General features: G+C 69.2%; 14 protein-coding genes and 1 pseudogene. 8 read left to right on the plus strand and 7 right to left on the minus strand.

Annotation, left to right across the window (positions count from 1 at the left end; all coding sequences use genetic code 11):
- Positions 1-32 precede the first annotated feature (32 nt).
- The gene (locus ACWEFB_RS19145; protein WP_452287109.1) at positions 33-833 is read left to right on the plus strand and encodes a hypothetical protein; all 801 of its coding nucleotides are present in this window, start codon (positions 33-35) and stop codon (positions 831-833) included.
- A gap of 87 nt (positions 834-920) precedes the next feature.
- Here the strand turns inward: ACWEFB_RS19145 and ACWEFB_RS19150 are convergent, their stop codons facing one another.
- A complete protein-coding gene (locus ACWEFB_RS19150) occupies positions 921-1,823 on the minus strand; it encodes a MerR family transcriptional regulator (protein ID WP_452287111.1) in 903 nt (300 codons plus the stop codon).
- A gap of 118 nt (positions 1,824-1,941) precedes the next feature.
- Between ACWEFB_RS19150 and eno the strand changes: the two genes are divergently transcribed.
- Positions 1,942-3,207 carry a phosphopyruvate hydratase gene (gene eno / locus ACWEFB_RS19155; protein ID WP_452287113.1) on the plus strand — a complete coding sequence of 422 codons (1,266 nt, stop codon included), beginning with the start codon at positions 1,942-1,944 and terminating at the stop codon, positions 3,205-3,207.
- A 449-nt stretch (positions 3,208-3,656) separates the two neighbouring features.
- On the opposite strand, the gene ACWEFB_RS19160 is transcribed toward eno, so the two are convergent.
- The gene (locus tag ACWEFB_RS19160; RefSeq protein ID WP_452287115.1) at positions 3,657-4,640 is read right to left on the minus strand and encodes a zinc-dependent alcohol dehydrogenase family protein; all 984 of its coding nucleotides are present in this window, start codon (positions 4,638-4,640) and stop codon (positions 3,657-3,659) included.
- A gap of 458 nt (positions 4,641-5,098) precedes the next feature.
- Here ACWEFB_RS19160 and ACWEFB_RS19165 point away from each other — a divergent pair, with 458 nt between their 5' ends.
- Positions 5,099-5,605 (plus strand): pyridoxamine 5'-phosphate oxidase family protein, encoded by a 507-nt coding sequence (locus tag ACWEFB_RS19165; protein WP_452287117.1) that lies wholly within the window; start codon positions 5,099-5,101, stop codon positions 5,603-5,605.
- A 3-nt stretch (positions 5,606-5,608) separates the two neighbouring features.
- Here the strand turns inward: ACWEFB_RS19165 and ACWEFB_RS19170 are convergent, their stop codons facing one another.
- On the minus strand, positions 5,609-5,791 hold the full coding sequence (locus ACWEFB_RS19170) for a hypothetical protein (protein ID WP_326557037.1): 183 nt from the start codon (positions 5,789-5,791) through the stop codon (positions 5,609-5,611).
- 80 nt (positions 5,792-5,871) lie between these two features.
- Between ACWEFB_RS19170 and ACWEFB_RS19175 the strand changes: the two genes are divergently transcribed.
- The 4 genes from ACWEFB_RS19175 to ACWEFB_RS19190 are packed head-to-tail and all read left to right on the plus strand — an operon-like array spanning position 5,872 to position 11,532.
- Positions 5,872-6,690, plus strand: coding sequence for a hypothetical protein (locus tag ACWEFB_RS19175; RefSeq protein WP_452287119.1), 819 nt, complete (start codon positions 5,872-5,874; stop codon positions 6,688-6,690).
- Positions 6,687-7,589: a DMT family transporter gene (locus ACWEFB_RS19180; RefSeq protein WP_452287121.1), complete on the plus strand. Its 903-nt coding sequence runs from the start codon at positions 6,687-6,689 to the stop codon at positions 7,587-7,589. Before ACWEFB_RS19175 ends, ACWEFB_RS19180 begins: the two co-directional genes overlap by 4 nt.
- Positions 7,590-7,624: 35 nt before the next feature.
- Complete coding sequence (locus ACWEFB_RS19185) at positions 7,625-8,374, plus strand: SDR family NAD(P)-dependent oxidoreductase (RefSeq protein ID WP_326557040.1); 750 nt, start codon at positions 7,625-7,627, stop codon at positions 8,372-8,374.
- 53 nt (positions 8,375-8,427) lie between these two features.
- Positions 8,428-11,532 carry an SUMF1/EgtB/PvdO family nonheme iron enzyme gene (locus ACWEFB_RS19190; protein ID WP_452287124.1) on the plus strand — a complete coding sequence of 1,035 codons (3,105 nt, stop codon included), beginning with the start codon at positions 8,428-8,430 and terminating at the stop codon, positions 11,530-11,532.
- A gap of 45 nt (positions 11,533-11,577) precedes the next feature.
- Here the strand turns inward: ACWEFB_RS19190 and ACWEFB_RS19195 are convergent, their stop codons facing one another.
- Positions 11,578-12,945 (minus strand): class II 3-deoxy-7-phosphoheptulonate synthase, encoded by a 1,368-nt coding sequence (locus tag ACWEFB_RS19195; protein WP_452287126.1) that lies wholly within the window; start codon positions 12,943-12,945, stop codon positions 11,578-11,580.
- Positions 12,946-13,076: 131 nt separating this feature from the next.
- Between ACWEFB_RS19195 and ACWEFB_RS19200 the strand changes: the two genes are divergently transcribed.
- Entirely contained in the window at positions 13,077-13,658 is a 582-nt protein-coding gene (locus tag ACWEFB_RS19200) for a mismatch-specific DNA-glycosylase (RefSeq protein ID WP_452287128.1), read from the plus strand.
- A 10-nt stretch (positions 13,659-13,668) separates the two neighbouring features.
- Here the strand turns inward: ACWEFB_RS19200 and ACWEFB_RS19205 are convergent, their stop codons facing one another.
- The 3 genes and pseudogenes from ACWEFB_RS19205 to ACWEFB_RS19215 form a co-directional block, all read right to left on the minus strand.
- Complete coding sequence (locus ACWEFB_RS19205) at positions 13,669-13,950, minus strand: DUF6510 family protein (RefSeq protein ID WP_326557043.1); 282 nt, start codon at positions 13,948-13,950, stop codon at positions 13,669-13,671.
- Between the two features lies 1 nt (position 13,951).
- A complete protein-coding gene (locus ACWEFB_RS19210; RefSeq protein ID WP_452287130.1) occupies positions 13,952-14,680 on the minus strand; it encodes a ferredoxin reductase in 729 nt (242 codons plus the stop codon).
- Between the two features lies 1 nt (position 14,681).
- A pseudogene (locus ACWEFB_RS19215) lies at positions 14,682-14,776 on the minus strand (molybdopterin-dependent oxidoreductase); the annotation flags it as partial.

Genomic DNA, 14,776 nt, shown 5'->3' on the forward strand with positions numbered 1-14,776 from the left:
GGGCCGGTCCGCAGGCCGCGATGGTGCACCAGGTGCGTCTCGACGAACTCGCCGACCGCATCGTCATCGAGGCTGCTGGTGCGGCGGAAGCGCTCACCGCGGCGGCGGCGAAGGCCACGGGAATCACCCCGCGGGTCGTCGTCTCGCCGACCGGCCCGGCTGATCAGAGCCGCCGGTCGGATACGGCTCCCTACTACGGCGGCCTGGCGATCTGGGCGGGCAGCACGGGCAGCCCGGCCACTGCGAACGCGTACTGCACCACCGGCTTCCGGATGACCCGGGGTGGGACCAACAGCAACTGGGTGACCACCGCTGGCCACTGTGGCGCCAACGGAACGCAGTTCTGGCACCCGGGTGGCAACGCTGTCCGTGTCAGCTCGAACTACGAATCCTCCGGCACCGACGTCGCGATGCTGGCTCCGATCGGCGATCGATACTTCAGCCGTTACTCGTGGTTCGGTGGCAGGGACGCCACGACCGCAAACCCGGTTTCCGGGAAGAACACCACCTGGCCCGCTGTCGGTTCGGCGGTTTATGTCTCCGGCTCCAACGGCGGACTGGTCTACGGCCTGGTGACGTCAACCAGCGGTACCTGCGGCGGCGAGCAGATGGTCGTCATCGACACCGACACCGGGCACCCCAACGACGGTGCCACCCTCGGTGGTGATTCCGGGGCCCCCGTTACCCGATGGAACACGGGCACCTCGGACACGACCGATCTCGTGGCAGTGGGCAGCCACGCCTGCGGCAATTCAGTGAACGCCTCGTGGTTCGTGCCGATCCACCGCGTCGAGGCAGCAACGGACGCGGTCGTGGTGGTCGGCGGCACCTGACAGACAGCCGCCCCGAAGCGAAACGCCCTGGCTGTGGACCAACCATCCCACCAGGGCGTTTCGTTCACTCACTGGGCGTCGGGCGGACTATCGGGTGGTCTGGCGTCGTTTGGTGAGCCATCGCATGAGGTCCAGTGCGTGTGACGCGGGCTCCGGGATCGGGTGGAAAACGTGTTCCACCACGTCGTCGGTGACGATCAGGGTCAGCCGTTCGTAGAGTGTCATGTCGCCGGCCGTGAAGGTGGGCAGTCCGAGTGCGGCGGCCAGGGTCAGCCGCGGGTCGGGTATCAGTGGGTACGGCAGCCGCAGCCGGTGCACGAGCTCGCGCTGATAGCCGGTCGACTGCGCGGACAACCCGTAGACGCGTGCCGCCCCGGCGGTGAGGATCTCCGCGTGGTGGTCGCGGAGCCAGGTGGCCTGTTCGGTACTGCCACGCGCGCCGTGGATCTCCAGCAGTCCGTTGGGCAGGTCGACGCCCGGTCGGCCGGTGAGCGGGTAGACGAAGATGACGCTGCGGCCGGGACCGAGCGCGCCGAGATCGACCGGCCGCCCGTCGGTGGCGTAGAAGCCGAGCGGCGGTAACGGCTTGCCGACCAGGTCTGCGGGGTCTGCGCCGACGGCAGGGACACCGGTCACCAGCTGGCTCGCGGCCGCGTCGAGGCGCGCGTCGAGGGCGCCGCGCTGGGCGGTCAACTTCCCGATGCGTTCCTGTAGGGCGGCGACGGTGCTCCGGTACGTCGCCAGCGCCGCCGCGCACACATCGGCGTCGTCGGATCCGTCGGCGATCGACTCGACGAACGGGCGGGTCTCCTCGACGCTGAGGCCCAGCGCCATCAGCTCGCGGATCTGTGCGACCAGACGTACCGCGATCGGGTCGTACTCGCGGTAGCCGTTGCCGAGCCGCCGCGGCACGACCAGCCCAGCCGACTCGTAATACCGCAGGGCACGCACGGTCGTCCCGGTCCGGCGTGCCAGCTCACCCACCCGCATCCGGCCACCCTAAACCCGCACCCCAGGGTACGGGTCAAGGTGTTCATCGTCGCGGTGGCACGACCGCCGTTCTCTGCCAGTCTGACCCCACAGACACCACGAGAGCAGGGAGTACGTGATGACGGCTATCAGCCGAGTGGTCGGCCGGCAGGTCCTCGACAGCCGCGGCAACCCGACCGTCGAGGTCGACGTGGTCCTCGCGGACGGCTCGACCGGCCGGGCCGCCGTGCCGTCCGGCGCGTCGACCGGGGCGAACGAGGCGGTCGAACTGCGCGACAGCGACCCCACGCGCTTTCACGGCAAAGGCGTCAGCAAGGCCGTCGCCGCGGTCACCGGCGAGATCGCCGAGGCGGTGCTCGGCCTCGACGCGGAGGACCAGGCGCTGGTAGACGGAACGATGATCGAGCTGGACGGCACGAAGGACAAGGGCCGCCTCGGCGCGAACGCGATCCTGGGTGTGTCCCTCGCCACGGTAAAGGCCGCGGCGCTCGCCCACCGCCAACCGCTCCACCGCTACGTGGGCGGGGTCGGTGCCCGCCTGCTACCGGTGCCGATGATGAACATCGTCAACGGCGGCGCGCACGCCGACAACCCGCTCGACTTCCAGGAGTTCATGATCGCCCCGGTCGGCGCGCCGAGCTTCTTCGAGGCCGTACGGATGGGGTCCGAGGTGTTCCACACCCTGCGCCGATCCCTGGCGGCGGCCGGGCACAGCACCAACGTCGGCGACGAGGGCGGCTTCGCGCCGAACTTCGCGACCGCCGAGGAGGCGCTGCGGTTCGTGCTGCGCGCGATCGAGGACACCGGTTACGAGCCCGGCAGGGACATCACGATCTGCCTCGACCCGGCCAGCTCGGAGTTCTTCCGCGACGGCGTCTACCGCTACGTGGGCGAGGGCCGCGACCGCACCGTGGAAGAGCACGTCGACTACCTTCTCGACCTGGTCTCCCGGTACCCGATCAGCTCGATCGAGGACCCGATGGCCGAGGACGACTTTGCCGGCTGGAAGCGGCTCACGGCCCTGGCCGGTGAGCGGGTCCAACTGGTCGGCGACGACGTCTTCTGCACTGACGTCAACCGGCTGCGCGACGGCATCGAAGGCGGTTACGCCAACGCGATCCTGGTCAAGGTCAACCAGATCGGCACGCTCACCGAGACCCTGGCGACGGTGGACGCCGCCCACAAGGCAGGCTACCGGGTGGTGATGTCGCACCGCTCCGGCGAAACCGAGGACACCACGATCGCGGACTTGGCGGTGGGCGTGGGCTGCGGTCAGATCAAGACAGGGTCGCTGTCCCGCTCGGACCGCACGGCGAAATACAACCAGCTCATCCGCATCGAAGAGGAACTCGGCGACCGCGCGCTCTACCCGGGCCACCGTTGAGACCGCCGCTGGGTGGACTGGCTCGTCGTCCCTAGGGTGGGTCGGGTGATCGTGGACGGTTTTCGCCTGGGCGTCGACTTCGGTACGTCGACCACGGTGGCGGTGCTGAGCGGGCCCGACGGTTCCTCCCGTCAGGTCGATCACCGCCGCGGTGTGGCTGTCCTGGTGGGTGTCGACTCCACCGACGATCTCGATCGCGGCTTCGTCAGGTGTAATAGGAGGCATCGTCGTCCTGTCGTTCGTGACTGGGGCAGGGCGGCACGCACCAGCCGGGCAACGCGGACAAGACAGAGATGGGGCCTCTGGCCAGGCTCCTATGAAGTCACAACGCCACGTCCGGTGAGTGCACGAGCACCTCCCGACCGGGGACGACAAATCCGGTTAAGGACCCGAAGTCAGTCAGTCGATGGGTCAGCCCCCGGCGGAGGTGCTCGCGAACATCATCTCTGTCAGTCGACGTCGATGACGATCTTGCCGTTACCGGTGCCGTTCTCCACGATGGCGTGGGCGTCGTCGACGGTGGACAGGGTGAACCGTCGGGGATCGAGGAGCGGTCGCAGCGCCTGCGTGTCGGCCAGGGCGCTGGCCTCGCGCAGGATCTCCCCGTGGTGCTCGCGTCCCTGACCGGTCAGCATCGGCATCAGGGTGAAGACCCCGGAGTAGGTGGCACCACGGAACGACAGCGGAGCGAGGCTGTGGGTACCCCAGCCCAGCGCGCTGACGACGTGCCCGGTGTAGGTGCGGACGGCGGTGAAGGACAGATCGAGGGTGGCGCCGCCGATGGTGTCGAAGACGACGTCGAAGCCCTCGCCGTCGGTGTGTTCGGCGACGTAGTCCTCGACCGGTGTGGTGGTGTAGTCGATCGGCGTCGCCCCGAGACGTGCGATCGTCGCCAGGCTTCGGGGTGATCCGGTGGCGAAGACCCGGGCGCCCCGGGCCCGGGCGATCTGGATGGCGACCTGTCCCACACCACCGGCGCCCCCGTGTACGAGCACCTGGTGGCCGGCGGTCACCCGTGCCCGGTCCACCAGCGCCTCCCAGGCGGTGATGACGGCAAGCGGCAGGGCCGCCGCCTCACGCGGACCCAGCGACTCCGGTTTGCGGGCGAGTAACCGGGCATCGACGGCGGCGTACTGGGCGAGCGATCCCTGGAGATCACCGACGCCGCCGGTCAGTCCGTACACCTCGTCGCCGGGCGCCAGGTCGGTGACCCTCGGGCCGACCTCCGCCACGACTCCGGCCAGGTCCATCCCGAGTACCGCCGGTGGACGGACCCGCGCGTGCGCGGCCTTTCCCGCGCGGATCTTGGTATCCAGCGGATTGACACCGCTCGCCGCGACCCGGACCAGCACCTGTCCGGGACCCGGCACCGGCTTCTCGATCTCCTCGAGGGTCAGCGGGCCGCCGAACTCCTTCAGCACTACCGCGCGCATGTCACTACCTCGTTTTCCAGCTTCCGATATGGTTCGGCTCATCCACCACAGCCCGGTCCTGCGGCAGCCGGGCCGAGTTCCTGGTGCTCGGCTTCGGCACGCGCCGTACGTTCAACGATCCGCTGGCCGTACGGATGGCAGAAGGGCGTGTCTTCCGGGGTGCGCGGCACCCTGGAAGACCGATCTGCCGGAGCCAGGGGCCTGCGTCCACGCCAGTAATGCCGCTACGGAAACTCACCACCGTAAGTGACTGAAGCGGCGCGACCATTTGTTGCGATCTCACCACTGGCCCTGCGGGACGGCTATGACCGAGGCTACGGAAATGGACGCCCGCCGACGATTCGGTCCGTCGGGCGTGATCGCGGAGCCTTTTCGTCGGGTGGATGTCGGCCGTCTTTGACATAGGCTGTCGGGTGCGGCCGCGGGTAAGGAATCCTGTTGACCGGAATGGGGGCGCAGTGAGCTACGACCTGGAAATCGCCGGGGGTGCCGTGTCGGCGACCGACGTCCGTGTCGCCGTCGAGGAGATTCTGGCGGAGGCTCGACTCATCACGCTCGCCACGGCCGGCCCACGGGGCCCGCACGCCAGTCCGGTGTTCTTCGCCGCCGACGACCTGACGCTCTACTTCGTCGGCGAACGGACCACCCGGCACACGGGTGGGCTGGCCACCGATGACCGGATCTCGGGCGCGGTGTTCGTCGAGCCGCCGGTCTACGGCGAGCAGCTGCGCGGGGTGCAACTGCACGGCTCGGCCGCCGAGGTGCGGCCCGAGCACCGGTCCACCGCCCTGTCGATCTACCGGCGGCGGTTCACCGACTTCGCCCCTACCACGGACGTGCAGCAGACCTTCCTGCGCGGCGAGGGACGAGCGGGGTTGTACCGGTTCGTGGTCGACGATCTGACGTTGCTCGACGAGCCCCGTTTCGGGCGCCGGAACTACCTGCAGGCGACCGTGGTCCGCTGACGGTCACGACTCGTCGCCCGTGACGTCGATTTCCGGTACGTCAACATTCGCGAAGACCGCCAAACTGTCCGCCGGATCAAGGTCGGCGGCAAGGGTACGTAGTTCGGTGAGCGGGTCGATTTCCGCTGGCAGGGTGCCGTCCTGAAGCCGGCGTACCCAGTCGGTGCGTCCTTGATCGGGGATCATCGCGTCTCTCGAAATATGGATGTCCAGTGATGACGATCACTATACACTTTTCCATCGTGACGCCGTCGAGAGGAGGACGGGTGACCAGTGCCGGCAGACTGATCCGATTGTCCCGACTCATTCCTGACCGACGTTCGGTGCTGGTGCCGTTCGACGACGCACTGATCAGCGGTCCGTACGGTGGCCTCGTCGACACGGTCGTCCGAGCGCGCGAGGTGGCCGACGGTGGTGCCAACGCGATAATGGGGTTCCGTGCCCTGCATGACCGCTGTTCGGCACGCGGGCTGTTCGTGCCGTTCGTCCTCAACCTGACCGCCAGCACGGTGCTTTCCTCGCACACCAGGAAAACGGTGGTCGGGTCGGTGGAGGCGGCGGTTCGCGCCGGCTGCGACGGTGTGGCCGTACACGTCAACGTCACCGACGGGCGCGAGGGGGAGATGCTCGGCACGCTGGGCGCCGTCAGCGACGCCTGCCAGCAGTGGAACATGCCGTTGCTGGCGATCATGTATCCGCGCCGGGTGCACCGCGACGGCACGGACGACAACTACCTGGAACTCAAGGCCACCAACCGGGACGGCTACGCGCGGCTCGTCCGGCACGCCGTCCGGATCGCCGTCGAACTCGGCGCCGACATCGTCAAGACGCAGTACACCGGCGACCCGGAGAGCTTCGCGACCGTGGTGGAGGTGTCGCTGGGCGTACCGGTGGTCATCGCCGGAGGCCCGCGCACGTCCGTCCGGCAGGCGCTCGACAACGCGTACGGGGCGATGTCGGCCGGTGCGGCGGGCGTGTGCTTCGGTCGACAGACCTATCACCGTACGGATGTCACCGGTTTTGTCCGCAAGTTGTGCCTGGTGGTCCGCGACCAGCGCGACCCGGTGGACCTCGTGTCGGCATGAGCCCGATCGGGCGGTGGTACGGACTCGCCCCGGTGGCCGGCACCGTGACCGTCGCGACGCTCTGGGGCACGAGCGGGGTACTGGTCCGATACCTGGACCTCACCGCCGCCCAGATCGCCTGCGCCCGGGCGTCGATCGGTGCCCTCGCCCTGGCGGCCTGGCTGCTGACGCCGTTCGGCCGGGCGTCGTGGAGACGGCCGGCGGGGTGGCCGGCGTTGACGGTCTCCGGGGTGCTGCTGGCCGTGCACTGGTGGACGTTCATCCTGGCGCTGCAACGGATTCCGATCGGCACCGTCCTGCTCGGGATCTACCTCGCCCCGCTCGTCATCGCCGCAGCCGCCCGCCCGGCACTCGGTGAGCGGGTCACCACCCGGCAGGTGGTCGCACTGGGTATCGCACTCGCGGGCAGCGTGCTCATCCTCCGGCCACAGCAGACCGGCGGCTGGTCCGGGGCGACGCTGATCGGATTCTCCGCGCTGGCGTACGCCGGGTCGATCCTGGCCAGCAAGCGTGCGCTCGCCGGAACCCCGCCGCTCACGGTGACCGCGATCCAGCTCGGTCTGGTCGGTGTCCTGCTCGCGCCGGCCGCGCTGCTCGATCCGGTCGCGTTGACCGCCGGGGACCTGTTCCTGCTCGGTGTCCTGGGGGTGGTGTACAGCGCCGCCGCGCAGCTCGTTTATCTCTGGGGTCTGCGGTCGCTGTCGGCGACCACCTCCGGCACGCTGCTCTACCTCGAACCGGTGTCCGCGTTGGTCGCCGGTGCCGTGTTCCTGGCCGAGGAGCTGACCCCCGCAACGGTGCTCGGGGCCGCCCTGGTGATCGTGGCGGGTGTTCTGGTGACGATCAATACGATGTCGGCCCGCGGGGATCAAAAACCCGTCACCCGTCGATTACTATAAGTCACACGCATGTTTGCCGGACCTGGAGGAATGGCGTGGCGCTCGCCGGAAAGATAGCCGTGGTGACCGGGTCGTCCCGGGGAATCGGCAGGTCGGTGGCGGATGCGTTCGCCAGCCGGGGCGCCACCGTGGTGCTGAATTCCCGTTCGGACACGGCGACCGGCGAGACCGCCGCTCGGGAGATTCGTGATCGTGGCGGGGCCGCCAGCTTCATCCAGGCCGACGTGACCGATCGCGCCGAGGTGGAACGCCTGTTCGCGACCACCGAACAGCTCTACGGTCCGGTGGATGTCCTGGTCAACAACGCCGGGCGTACCGACGCCGTCCCGATTCTCGAATCGACCCAGGAGCACTGGACCCAGATGCTCAACGTCAATCTCATGTCCGCGGTCCTCTGTTCCCTCCGCGCGGCCAAGAGCATGATCGGTCGGGGTGGTGGCGCGATCATCAACACGTCGTCGATCCGCGGCTTCGACGCCAACGGACGCGAGGGCGTGATGGCCTACTCCGCGGCCAAGGCGGCGTTGAACAACTTCACCCGTACGCTGGCCAAGGAGTTGGCCCCCGGGATCCGGGTCAACGCCGTCGCGCCCGGGTTCGTCGCGACCTCCTATCTCGATCGCGTCGACGAGACGATGAAGCGGACCTGGCTGGAGAACATCCCGCTGCGGAAGTTCATCGACCCGGACCAGATCGCCGCAGCGTACGTGTACCTCGCCGAGGCGCCGTACGTCACCGGGACGATCCTGACCGCCGACGCCGGGTTCACGCTCGGGCGCGGCTGAGTCGAACGCCCCGCTCCAGGAGGGTTCGCCGCGCGTCCGAGGGGGAAGAAAACGTGGCACCGCCGGGCAACAACATCTTCGTCTCGTACCAGCGGGAGTCCGCGTCCGTCGCGTTGCGGCTGCGCGCCGACCTCATCGCCCAGGGGTTCGACGTCTGGTTGGACACCGAGCAGATCCGGCCCAGCGATCGGTGGCCGGTCACCATCCAGCGGGCCCTCGCCGCCGCGGATCGGATGATCGTCCTGCTCACGCACCGGGCGGTCGCCGCGGTCGAGGTGTTCAACGAGTGGTTCTACTTCTACCAGCACCACAAGCCCCTCCACCTGATCCGCCTCGACGACTGCGAGCCGCACTACCAACTCCTGCCGTTCCAACGACTCGACTGGTCCGATCCGCTCGGACCACCGTGGCACGACCGGCTCGACGAACTCGTCGGCCAGTTGCGTGGCACCTACACGTGGCCGACCGACGATGTCGCGCCCGTGGTCACCACGCCCTTCGCGCCGACCCGGTCCCTGCCCGGCGCGCTGGTCGCACTCGAACAGGCGGTGCGACACCCGCAACGTCCGGTCGCCCTCAGCGACCAGCAACTCCAGGAGATCAACCAGCACCTGGCGCGTTCCGTACGGGAATACCTCCTCACCCGGTACGCCCGTTGGTGCGGACCCGCCCACCAGCTCGATCGGCGGTTCATCCGGTTGACCCTGGTGTACGACGAGGGCACCAACATCGCGGACCGGTGGGCGACCGCTCCCAGCACCAGGGAGAGCACCGACCTGCGCGAGCTGATCACCGATGCCGAGTCCTTCGCGTACGTGCTGCTCGGCGCTCCGGGCGCGGGCAAGACCACGCTGCTGCGCCGGCTGGAGATGGACATCGCCCGCGACGGGCTGGTGGACCCGAGTGACCCGGTGATCCCGTTCGGTGTGTCCCTGGCCGAGTACGGCTACGGCAGCGACGACGCACCACCCCCGCCCCTGCAGTGGCTGGAGCAACGGTGGACGACCCGCAACCCGCACCTGCCACCGCTACGCGAGCACCTGGCCGGCGGGCGCCTGTTGCTGCTGCTCGACGGGCTCAACGAACTCGCGCACACCGACCAGGCCGACCTGCGCCGCCGGGTTGCGGCCTGGCGGGCCTTCCTCTACGAGCACATCCGCGACGTCCCCGGCAACCGTGCCGTCTTCAGTTGCCGCACCCTCGACTACGGGGCCATGCTCTCCAGCAAGGACGTCGGGGTGCCGCACATCCGCCTCGAACCGATGAGCCCCGCCCAGGTCATCGAGTACGTCCGGGTCAACCTGCCCGAGCACGCCGCCCTGGTGACCGGCGTCCTCACCCGGGACCAGCGGATCCTGTCGTTCTACCGCACCCCGTACATGCTGCGCCTGCTCGTCGGCCAGGTCCGCGCGGTCGGCACCGTGCCCGTCGGCCGCGCCGACGCCTTCCAGAGCATGGTCCGCGAACTGCTCCGCCGGGAGATACTCGCCGGCAACCAGCGCCTCACCGATCCGGCGATGCTCACCGACCGGGAGCAGCGGCAACTGCGCGAACACGGTGGCGATCCGCACTGGCTACCGGAGCGGGGTCAGCTCATTCCCGCCCTCACCCGGTTGGCGTACCAGATGCAGCGGGCCAAGAGCGGGGCGGACAAGGGTGTGGTGGTGGTCGACTACGACACGGCCGTCGACCTGCTCAACGGGCTGGCCCGACTGGCCGAGTCGTCCCTGCGGGTCGGCCTCGACACCGGCATCCTCGACGAACGCGACCAGTCGATCCGGTTCTTCCACCAGCTTCTGCAGGAGTTCTTCGCCGCTCGCCAACTGGCCCAGGGACTCCAACCGGGCCTGGTGGCGGTACCGACCCGGCGCGACCAGGTGCGTCCCTCGCTGCCGGAGGCGATCGCGGAACTGGCTCCCGGGGAGCCGCTACCGCCGCTGCCCACCACGGGTTGGGAGGAGACCGCGACCATGGCCGCGGCGCTCACCCGCGACCCCGACGCTTACATCCGTACGATCCTCGCGGTCAATCCCGCGCTCGCCGGCCGGTGTGCCGCCGCCGGCGATGTCGCCGCCACGCCGGCACTCAAGCGGCACGTCGCGGACGTGCTCGTCGCCGCGGTCGAAGACCCGGAGCAGGACCTGCGGGCCCGGATCGAGACGGCTCACGCCCTCACCGCGCTCGGCGACCCCAGGCTGACCCGGATCGACCACGACGGCGGCATCGCGCTGCTGCCCGTGTTCGTGACCATCCCGGCACGGGTCTGGCGCATCGGTACGCAGGACAGCCCGTATCCGCTGGAACGCCCGGTGCACGAGGTTTCCCTGCCCCGTTTCGAACTCGCCCGTACTCCCGTCACCAACGCCGAGTACGGCTGCTTCATCGCGGCCGGCGGCTACCTGGACGACCGTTGGTGGCGGACCGAGGCGGCCCGTCGTTGGCGTCGGGGCGACGGGCTCACCGCCCTCATCGCCGCGGAGTGGGTCAAGAAGCGCGACAACCTCCGTCGTCGGCCCCAACTGCCGGTCAACATGCTCCGTACGGGTGCCGCGACCCTGCAACAGGCCGTCAGCATGGTCAAACTCACCGCCATGTCCGACGTCGAGATCGTCGAGGCGCTGACCGCGATCTACGGATCCGAACCTCCCAGGGCGCCGGCGTACTGGGAGGACAGTCGGCTCAACCAGGGCGGTCAGCCGGTGGTCGGGGTCAGCGTCTACGAGGCGGAGGCGTACTGCGCCTGGCTTTCCCACGTCACGGGAACGACCATCCGCCTACCCTCCGAGTACGAGTGGGAGGCGGCGGCGAGTTCCGACGCGCAGGTCTTCCCGTACGGGGACTCGTTCGATCCGTGGGCCGGGAACGCCTTCGAGTCGCACGTGCGGACGACCACACCGGTCGGGGTCTTCCCGCAGGGCCGATCCGTTGCGGGCTGTGACGACCTGTCGGGCAACGTCTTCGAGTGGACCGCCAGCCCGGCGACCCCGTACCCGCATCCGCACGGGCGGCCCGGACCCGACGACCCCGGCGCGGTACGCGTCTGTCGCGGCGGGTCGTGGCGCCACCACCAACTGCGGGCTCGGGCCGCCTACCGGGGACGCGGCCAGTGCTTCGTACGCAACGACGACCTCGGATTCCGGATCCTTCGCGACCGGTGACCGTAACGCGGCCGGATGCGGCAGCGGTCGAGGCGGGCGGCGTTCTCAGCCGCGCAGCATCTCCGCGACGGCCAGCGCCAACTCCAGCGACTGCTGAGTGTTCAGCCGTGGGTCGCACGCGGTCTCGTACCGCCCCGCCAGGTCGGCGTCGTTCAGGTCCTGGGCACCACCGAGGCATTCGGTGACGTTCTCCCCGGTGAACTCGATGTGCAGGCCGCCGGGATGGGTGCCCAGGCGGCGGTGCACCTCGAAGTAGCCGAGGACCTCGTCCATGATGCGGTCGAAGTGGCGGGTCTTGTAGCCGTTGGACGACTCGTGGGTGTTGCCGTGCATGGGGTCGCACTGCCAGACGACCCGGTGTCCGGCGGCGGTGACCGCCTGCACGATCGGGGGGAGCGCGTCCCGTACGTGGTGGTTGCTCATCCGGGCGACGAGGGTGAGCCGTCCCGGCCGGTTGTCGGGGTTGAGTCGTTCACACAGGGCCACGACCTGCTCCGGGCTGTTCGCCGCGCTGATCTTGACACCGATCGGGTTGGCGATGCGGGAGACGAAGTCGACGTGCGCGCCGTCGAGTTGCTTGGTGCGCTCGCCCACCCAGAGCATGTGCCCGGACAGCGCGTACGCCGTGGTCCCGACGATGCGGGTCAGTGCCCGGTCGTACTCCAGCGCGAGGGTTTCGTGGGAGGCGTACAGGGTGGTGGTCCGCAGGGTCCGGTCGCTGCCTATCCCGCACGCCCTGACGAACGCCATCGCCCGGTCGATCTCCCGGGCGATGGCTTCGTAGCGCTGGCCGGCGGGGGAGTGGCGGACGAAGGTCTTGTTCCACTCGTGGACCGAGTGCAGGTCGGCGAGTCCACCGCCGAGGTGGGCGCGGAGCATGTTCATCGAGGCGGCGGAGTTGGCGTACGCGCGGATCATCCGGTACGGGTCGGCGACCCTGGCTTCCGCGCTGGGTTCCAGGGAGTTGATCATGTCGCCGCGGTAGACGGGGAGCCCGAGGGAGTCCGTGTCCGCCGAGCGGGGCTTGGTGTACTGACCGGCGACCCTGGCTACCTTGACGACCGGGAGCGAGGCCCCGTACGTCAGCACCACCGCCATCTGCAGCATCGTCCGCGCGTTCGCCAGCAGGTGGCTTTCGGTGTTGTCGGCGAACGTCTCGGCGCAGTCACCACCCTGGAGCAGGAAAGCCTCGCCCGCGCACACCCGTGCGAGCTGGGCGTGCAGGTCGTCGACCTCGTGTGGGGCGACGATCGGCGCGACGCTGGTCAGCGTCTTGGTGGCGTCGTCCACGGCGGCGCTGTCCGGCCAGGGTGGCGTATGGGCACGCGGCAGCCCCCGCCATTCGTCCAGCCCGAGATCGGCCTCGGTCGTCACCTGCCCGGACAGGCCAACTCGGGCCTCACCAATCGCCATGGATGTCACGGTACGTAGTGCCGGCGGTCGACGGTGGGCGGTCCCGGGTTGTCCCACCTGCCGGCACCGATTCCCGATCCCGGGTGTCCCCGCGATGTCCGGTTAGGGATGAATATCCTAGAGTGTTGGTGGTGAGATTCAGCCGCGCCGAGTTGGCGGCTTTCCGGGGCGGGACGCTGCCGGACCTCGTCGAGCCGGGGGTGCGGCTGCTCTTCGTCGGCGTCAATCCCGGCCTGCGTACGGTTGCGGTACAGGCCCATTTCGGCAGGCGGGGCAACCGGTTCTATCCGGCGCTGTTCCGGGCCGGGATCGTGGACCGGCTCATCGACGCCTCCGCCGGATTCCTACCGGACGACCGGGAGCACCTGAGTGCGCGGGGGATCGGTATCACCAGCCTGGTCGCGGCGGCAACGGCTCGGGCGGACGAACTCAGTGTGCAGGAGCTGACCTCGGGGGCTCGGGCGTTGGCGGAGCGGGTCGCCCGGATCGGTCCGAGGGTGGTGGCGGTGCTCGGCATCACCGCGTACCGGATCGCGTTCGAACGTCCGAAGGCGCTGGTCGGCCGCCAGCCGTACGAGATCGGTGGGGCGCAGCTCTGGGTGGTGCCGAATCCGAGCGGGCTGAACGCCCACGCCACCCTCGCCGGACTGGCCGACGCATACCGTCAGGTCGCTCTGGTGGCCGGGATCGAGCTTGTCGACAATTCCCCGTGACAGCGCGCCGTCACAGGGTGGGAGGTGGCATCGGCACCTGCAGGTAGACCGCCCCGCGCAGGTCCAGCCAGGCGCTCGTCGGTGTGCGTACCAGTCGCATCACCACCTCTTCGCAGCTCGGGCAGCGGCCGACCAGGCCGGGTGCGTGCGAGTAGACCCGCACCGTGGCGAGTGGTTTGGTCGAGCCGCAGTTGGCGCACCGTTGCATGGCGGCGGTGAGGTCGACGGCGAAGATCTCCCGCATCGGGCCGGCGAGCATGTTCCCGTCGACGTACTGCTGCTGGTCGGTCATCTCAACCTCCGGTTGGGCCGAACCTCTCGGTCTTGACCCGCTGGGCGTCGTGACCGACGGCCACGAGGATGTCGGCGACGGCCTCCACCAGCCCGGTCGGGCCGCAGACGAAACACTGCGGTTCGAGGTCCGGTGGCCAGCCGTGGTTGTTGACGTCGGCGACACCGAGTCGATGGGGCGATCCCGGCCAGCCGTCGGGCGCCTGCCGGGTGTAGACGTAACTGACGTCCAGCCCCTGGTCGTCGCGGACCCGTCGGCGCAGTTCGTCGGCGAAGTAGACGTCATGCTCGGTCCGTACCGAGTAGATCAGGCGGAACGGGACCCGGCTGCCGATGGCTCGTCGCGCTCGTACCATCGCCATCAGTGGCGCGATGCCGGAGCCACCGGCGACCAGCAGGACCGGCGCGGTGTCCGTGTCACGCCAGACGAACCAGCCACCGACCGGTCCGCGGATCTCCACCGGGTCGCCGACGGCGAAAACATCGATCAGGTACGGCGAGACCTCACCGTCGGGCACCCGCTGTACGGTCAGCTCGATCAGGTTCCGGTCCGGGGCAGACGAGATCGAGTAGGAACGTTCCGCCTGGTAGCCGTCGGCGGCGGTCAGGCGCACGTCGACGTGCTGACCGGGTACGTGTCCGGGCCAGTCGTCCACCTTCAGCACCAGGGTGCTGGCGGTGGAGGTTTCCTCCCGGTGTTCGACCAGGTGGGCGAGGCGCCACGTCGCCATCTCAGTCGCCCTGGTACCGCTGCTCGCGCCACGGGTCACCGTAGTCGTGATATCCGGCCGTCTCCCAGAAACCCGGCTCGTCGGTCAACAACAACT

It is taken from the genome of Micromonospora sp. NPDC004704, assembly GCF_053601675.1.

Excerpts from the sequence above, each read along its gene's own strand:
- ACWEFB_RS19205 (WP_326557043.1), bottom strand. The coding sequence starts at position 13,950 with ATGACCGACCAGCAGCAGTACGTCGACGGGAACATGCTCGCCGGCCCG.
- ACWEFB_RS19160 (WP_452287115.1), bottom strand. The coding sequence starts at position 4,640 with ATGCGCGCGGTAGTGCTGAAGGAGTTCGGCGGCCCGCTGACCCTCGAG.
- eno (WP_452287113.1), top strand. The coding sequence starts at position 1,942 with ATGACGGCTATCAGCCGAGTGGTCGGCCGGCAGGTCCTCGACAGCCGC.
- ACWEFB_RS19170 (WP_326557037.1), bottom strand. The coding sequence starts at position 5,791 with ATGATCCCCGATCAAGGACGCACCGACTGGGTACGCCGGCTTCAGGAC.
- ACWEFB_RS19180 (WP_452287121.1), top strand. The coding sequence starts at position 6,687 with ATGAGCCCGATCGGGCGGTGGTACGGACTCGCCCCGGTGGCCGGCACC.
- ACWEFB_RS19210 (WP_452287130.1), bottom strand. The coding sequence starts at position 14,680 with ATGGCGACGTGGCGCCTCGCCCACCTGGTCGAACACCGGGAGGAAACC.
- ACWEFB_RS19150 (WP_452287111.1), bottom strand. The coding sequence starts at position 1,823 with ATGCGGGTGGGTGAGCTGGCACGCCGGACCGGGACGACCGTGCGTGCC.
- ACWEFB_RS19195 (WP_452287126.1), bottom strand. The coding sequence starts at position 12,945 with ATGGCGATTGGTGAGGCCCGAGTTGGCCTGTCCGGGCAGGTGACGACC.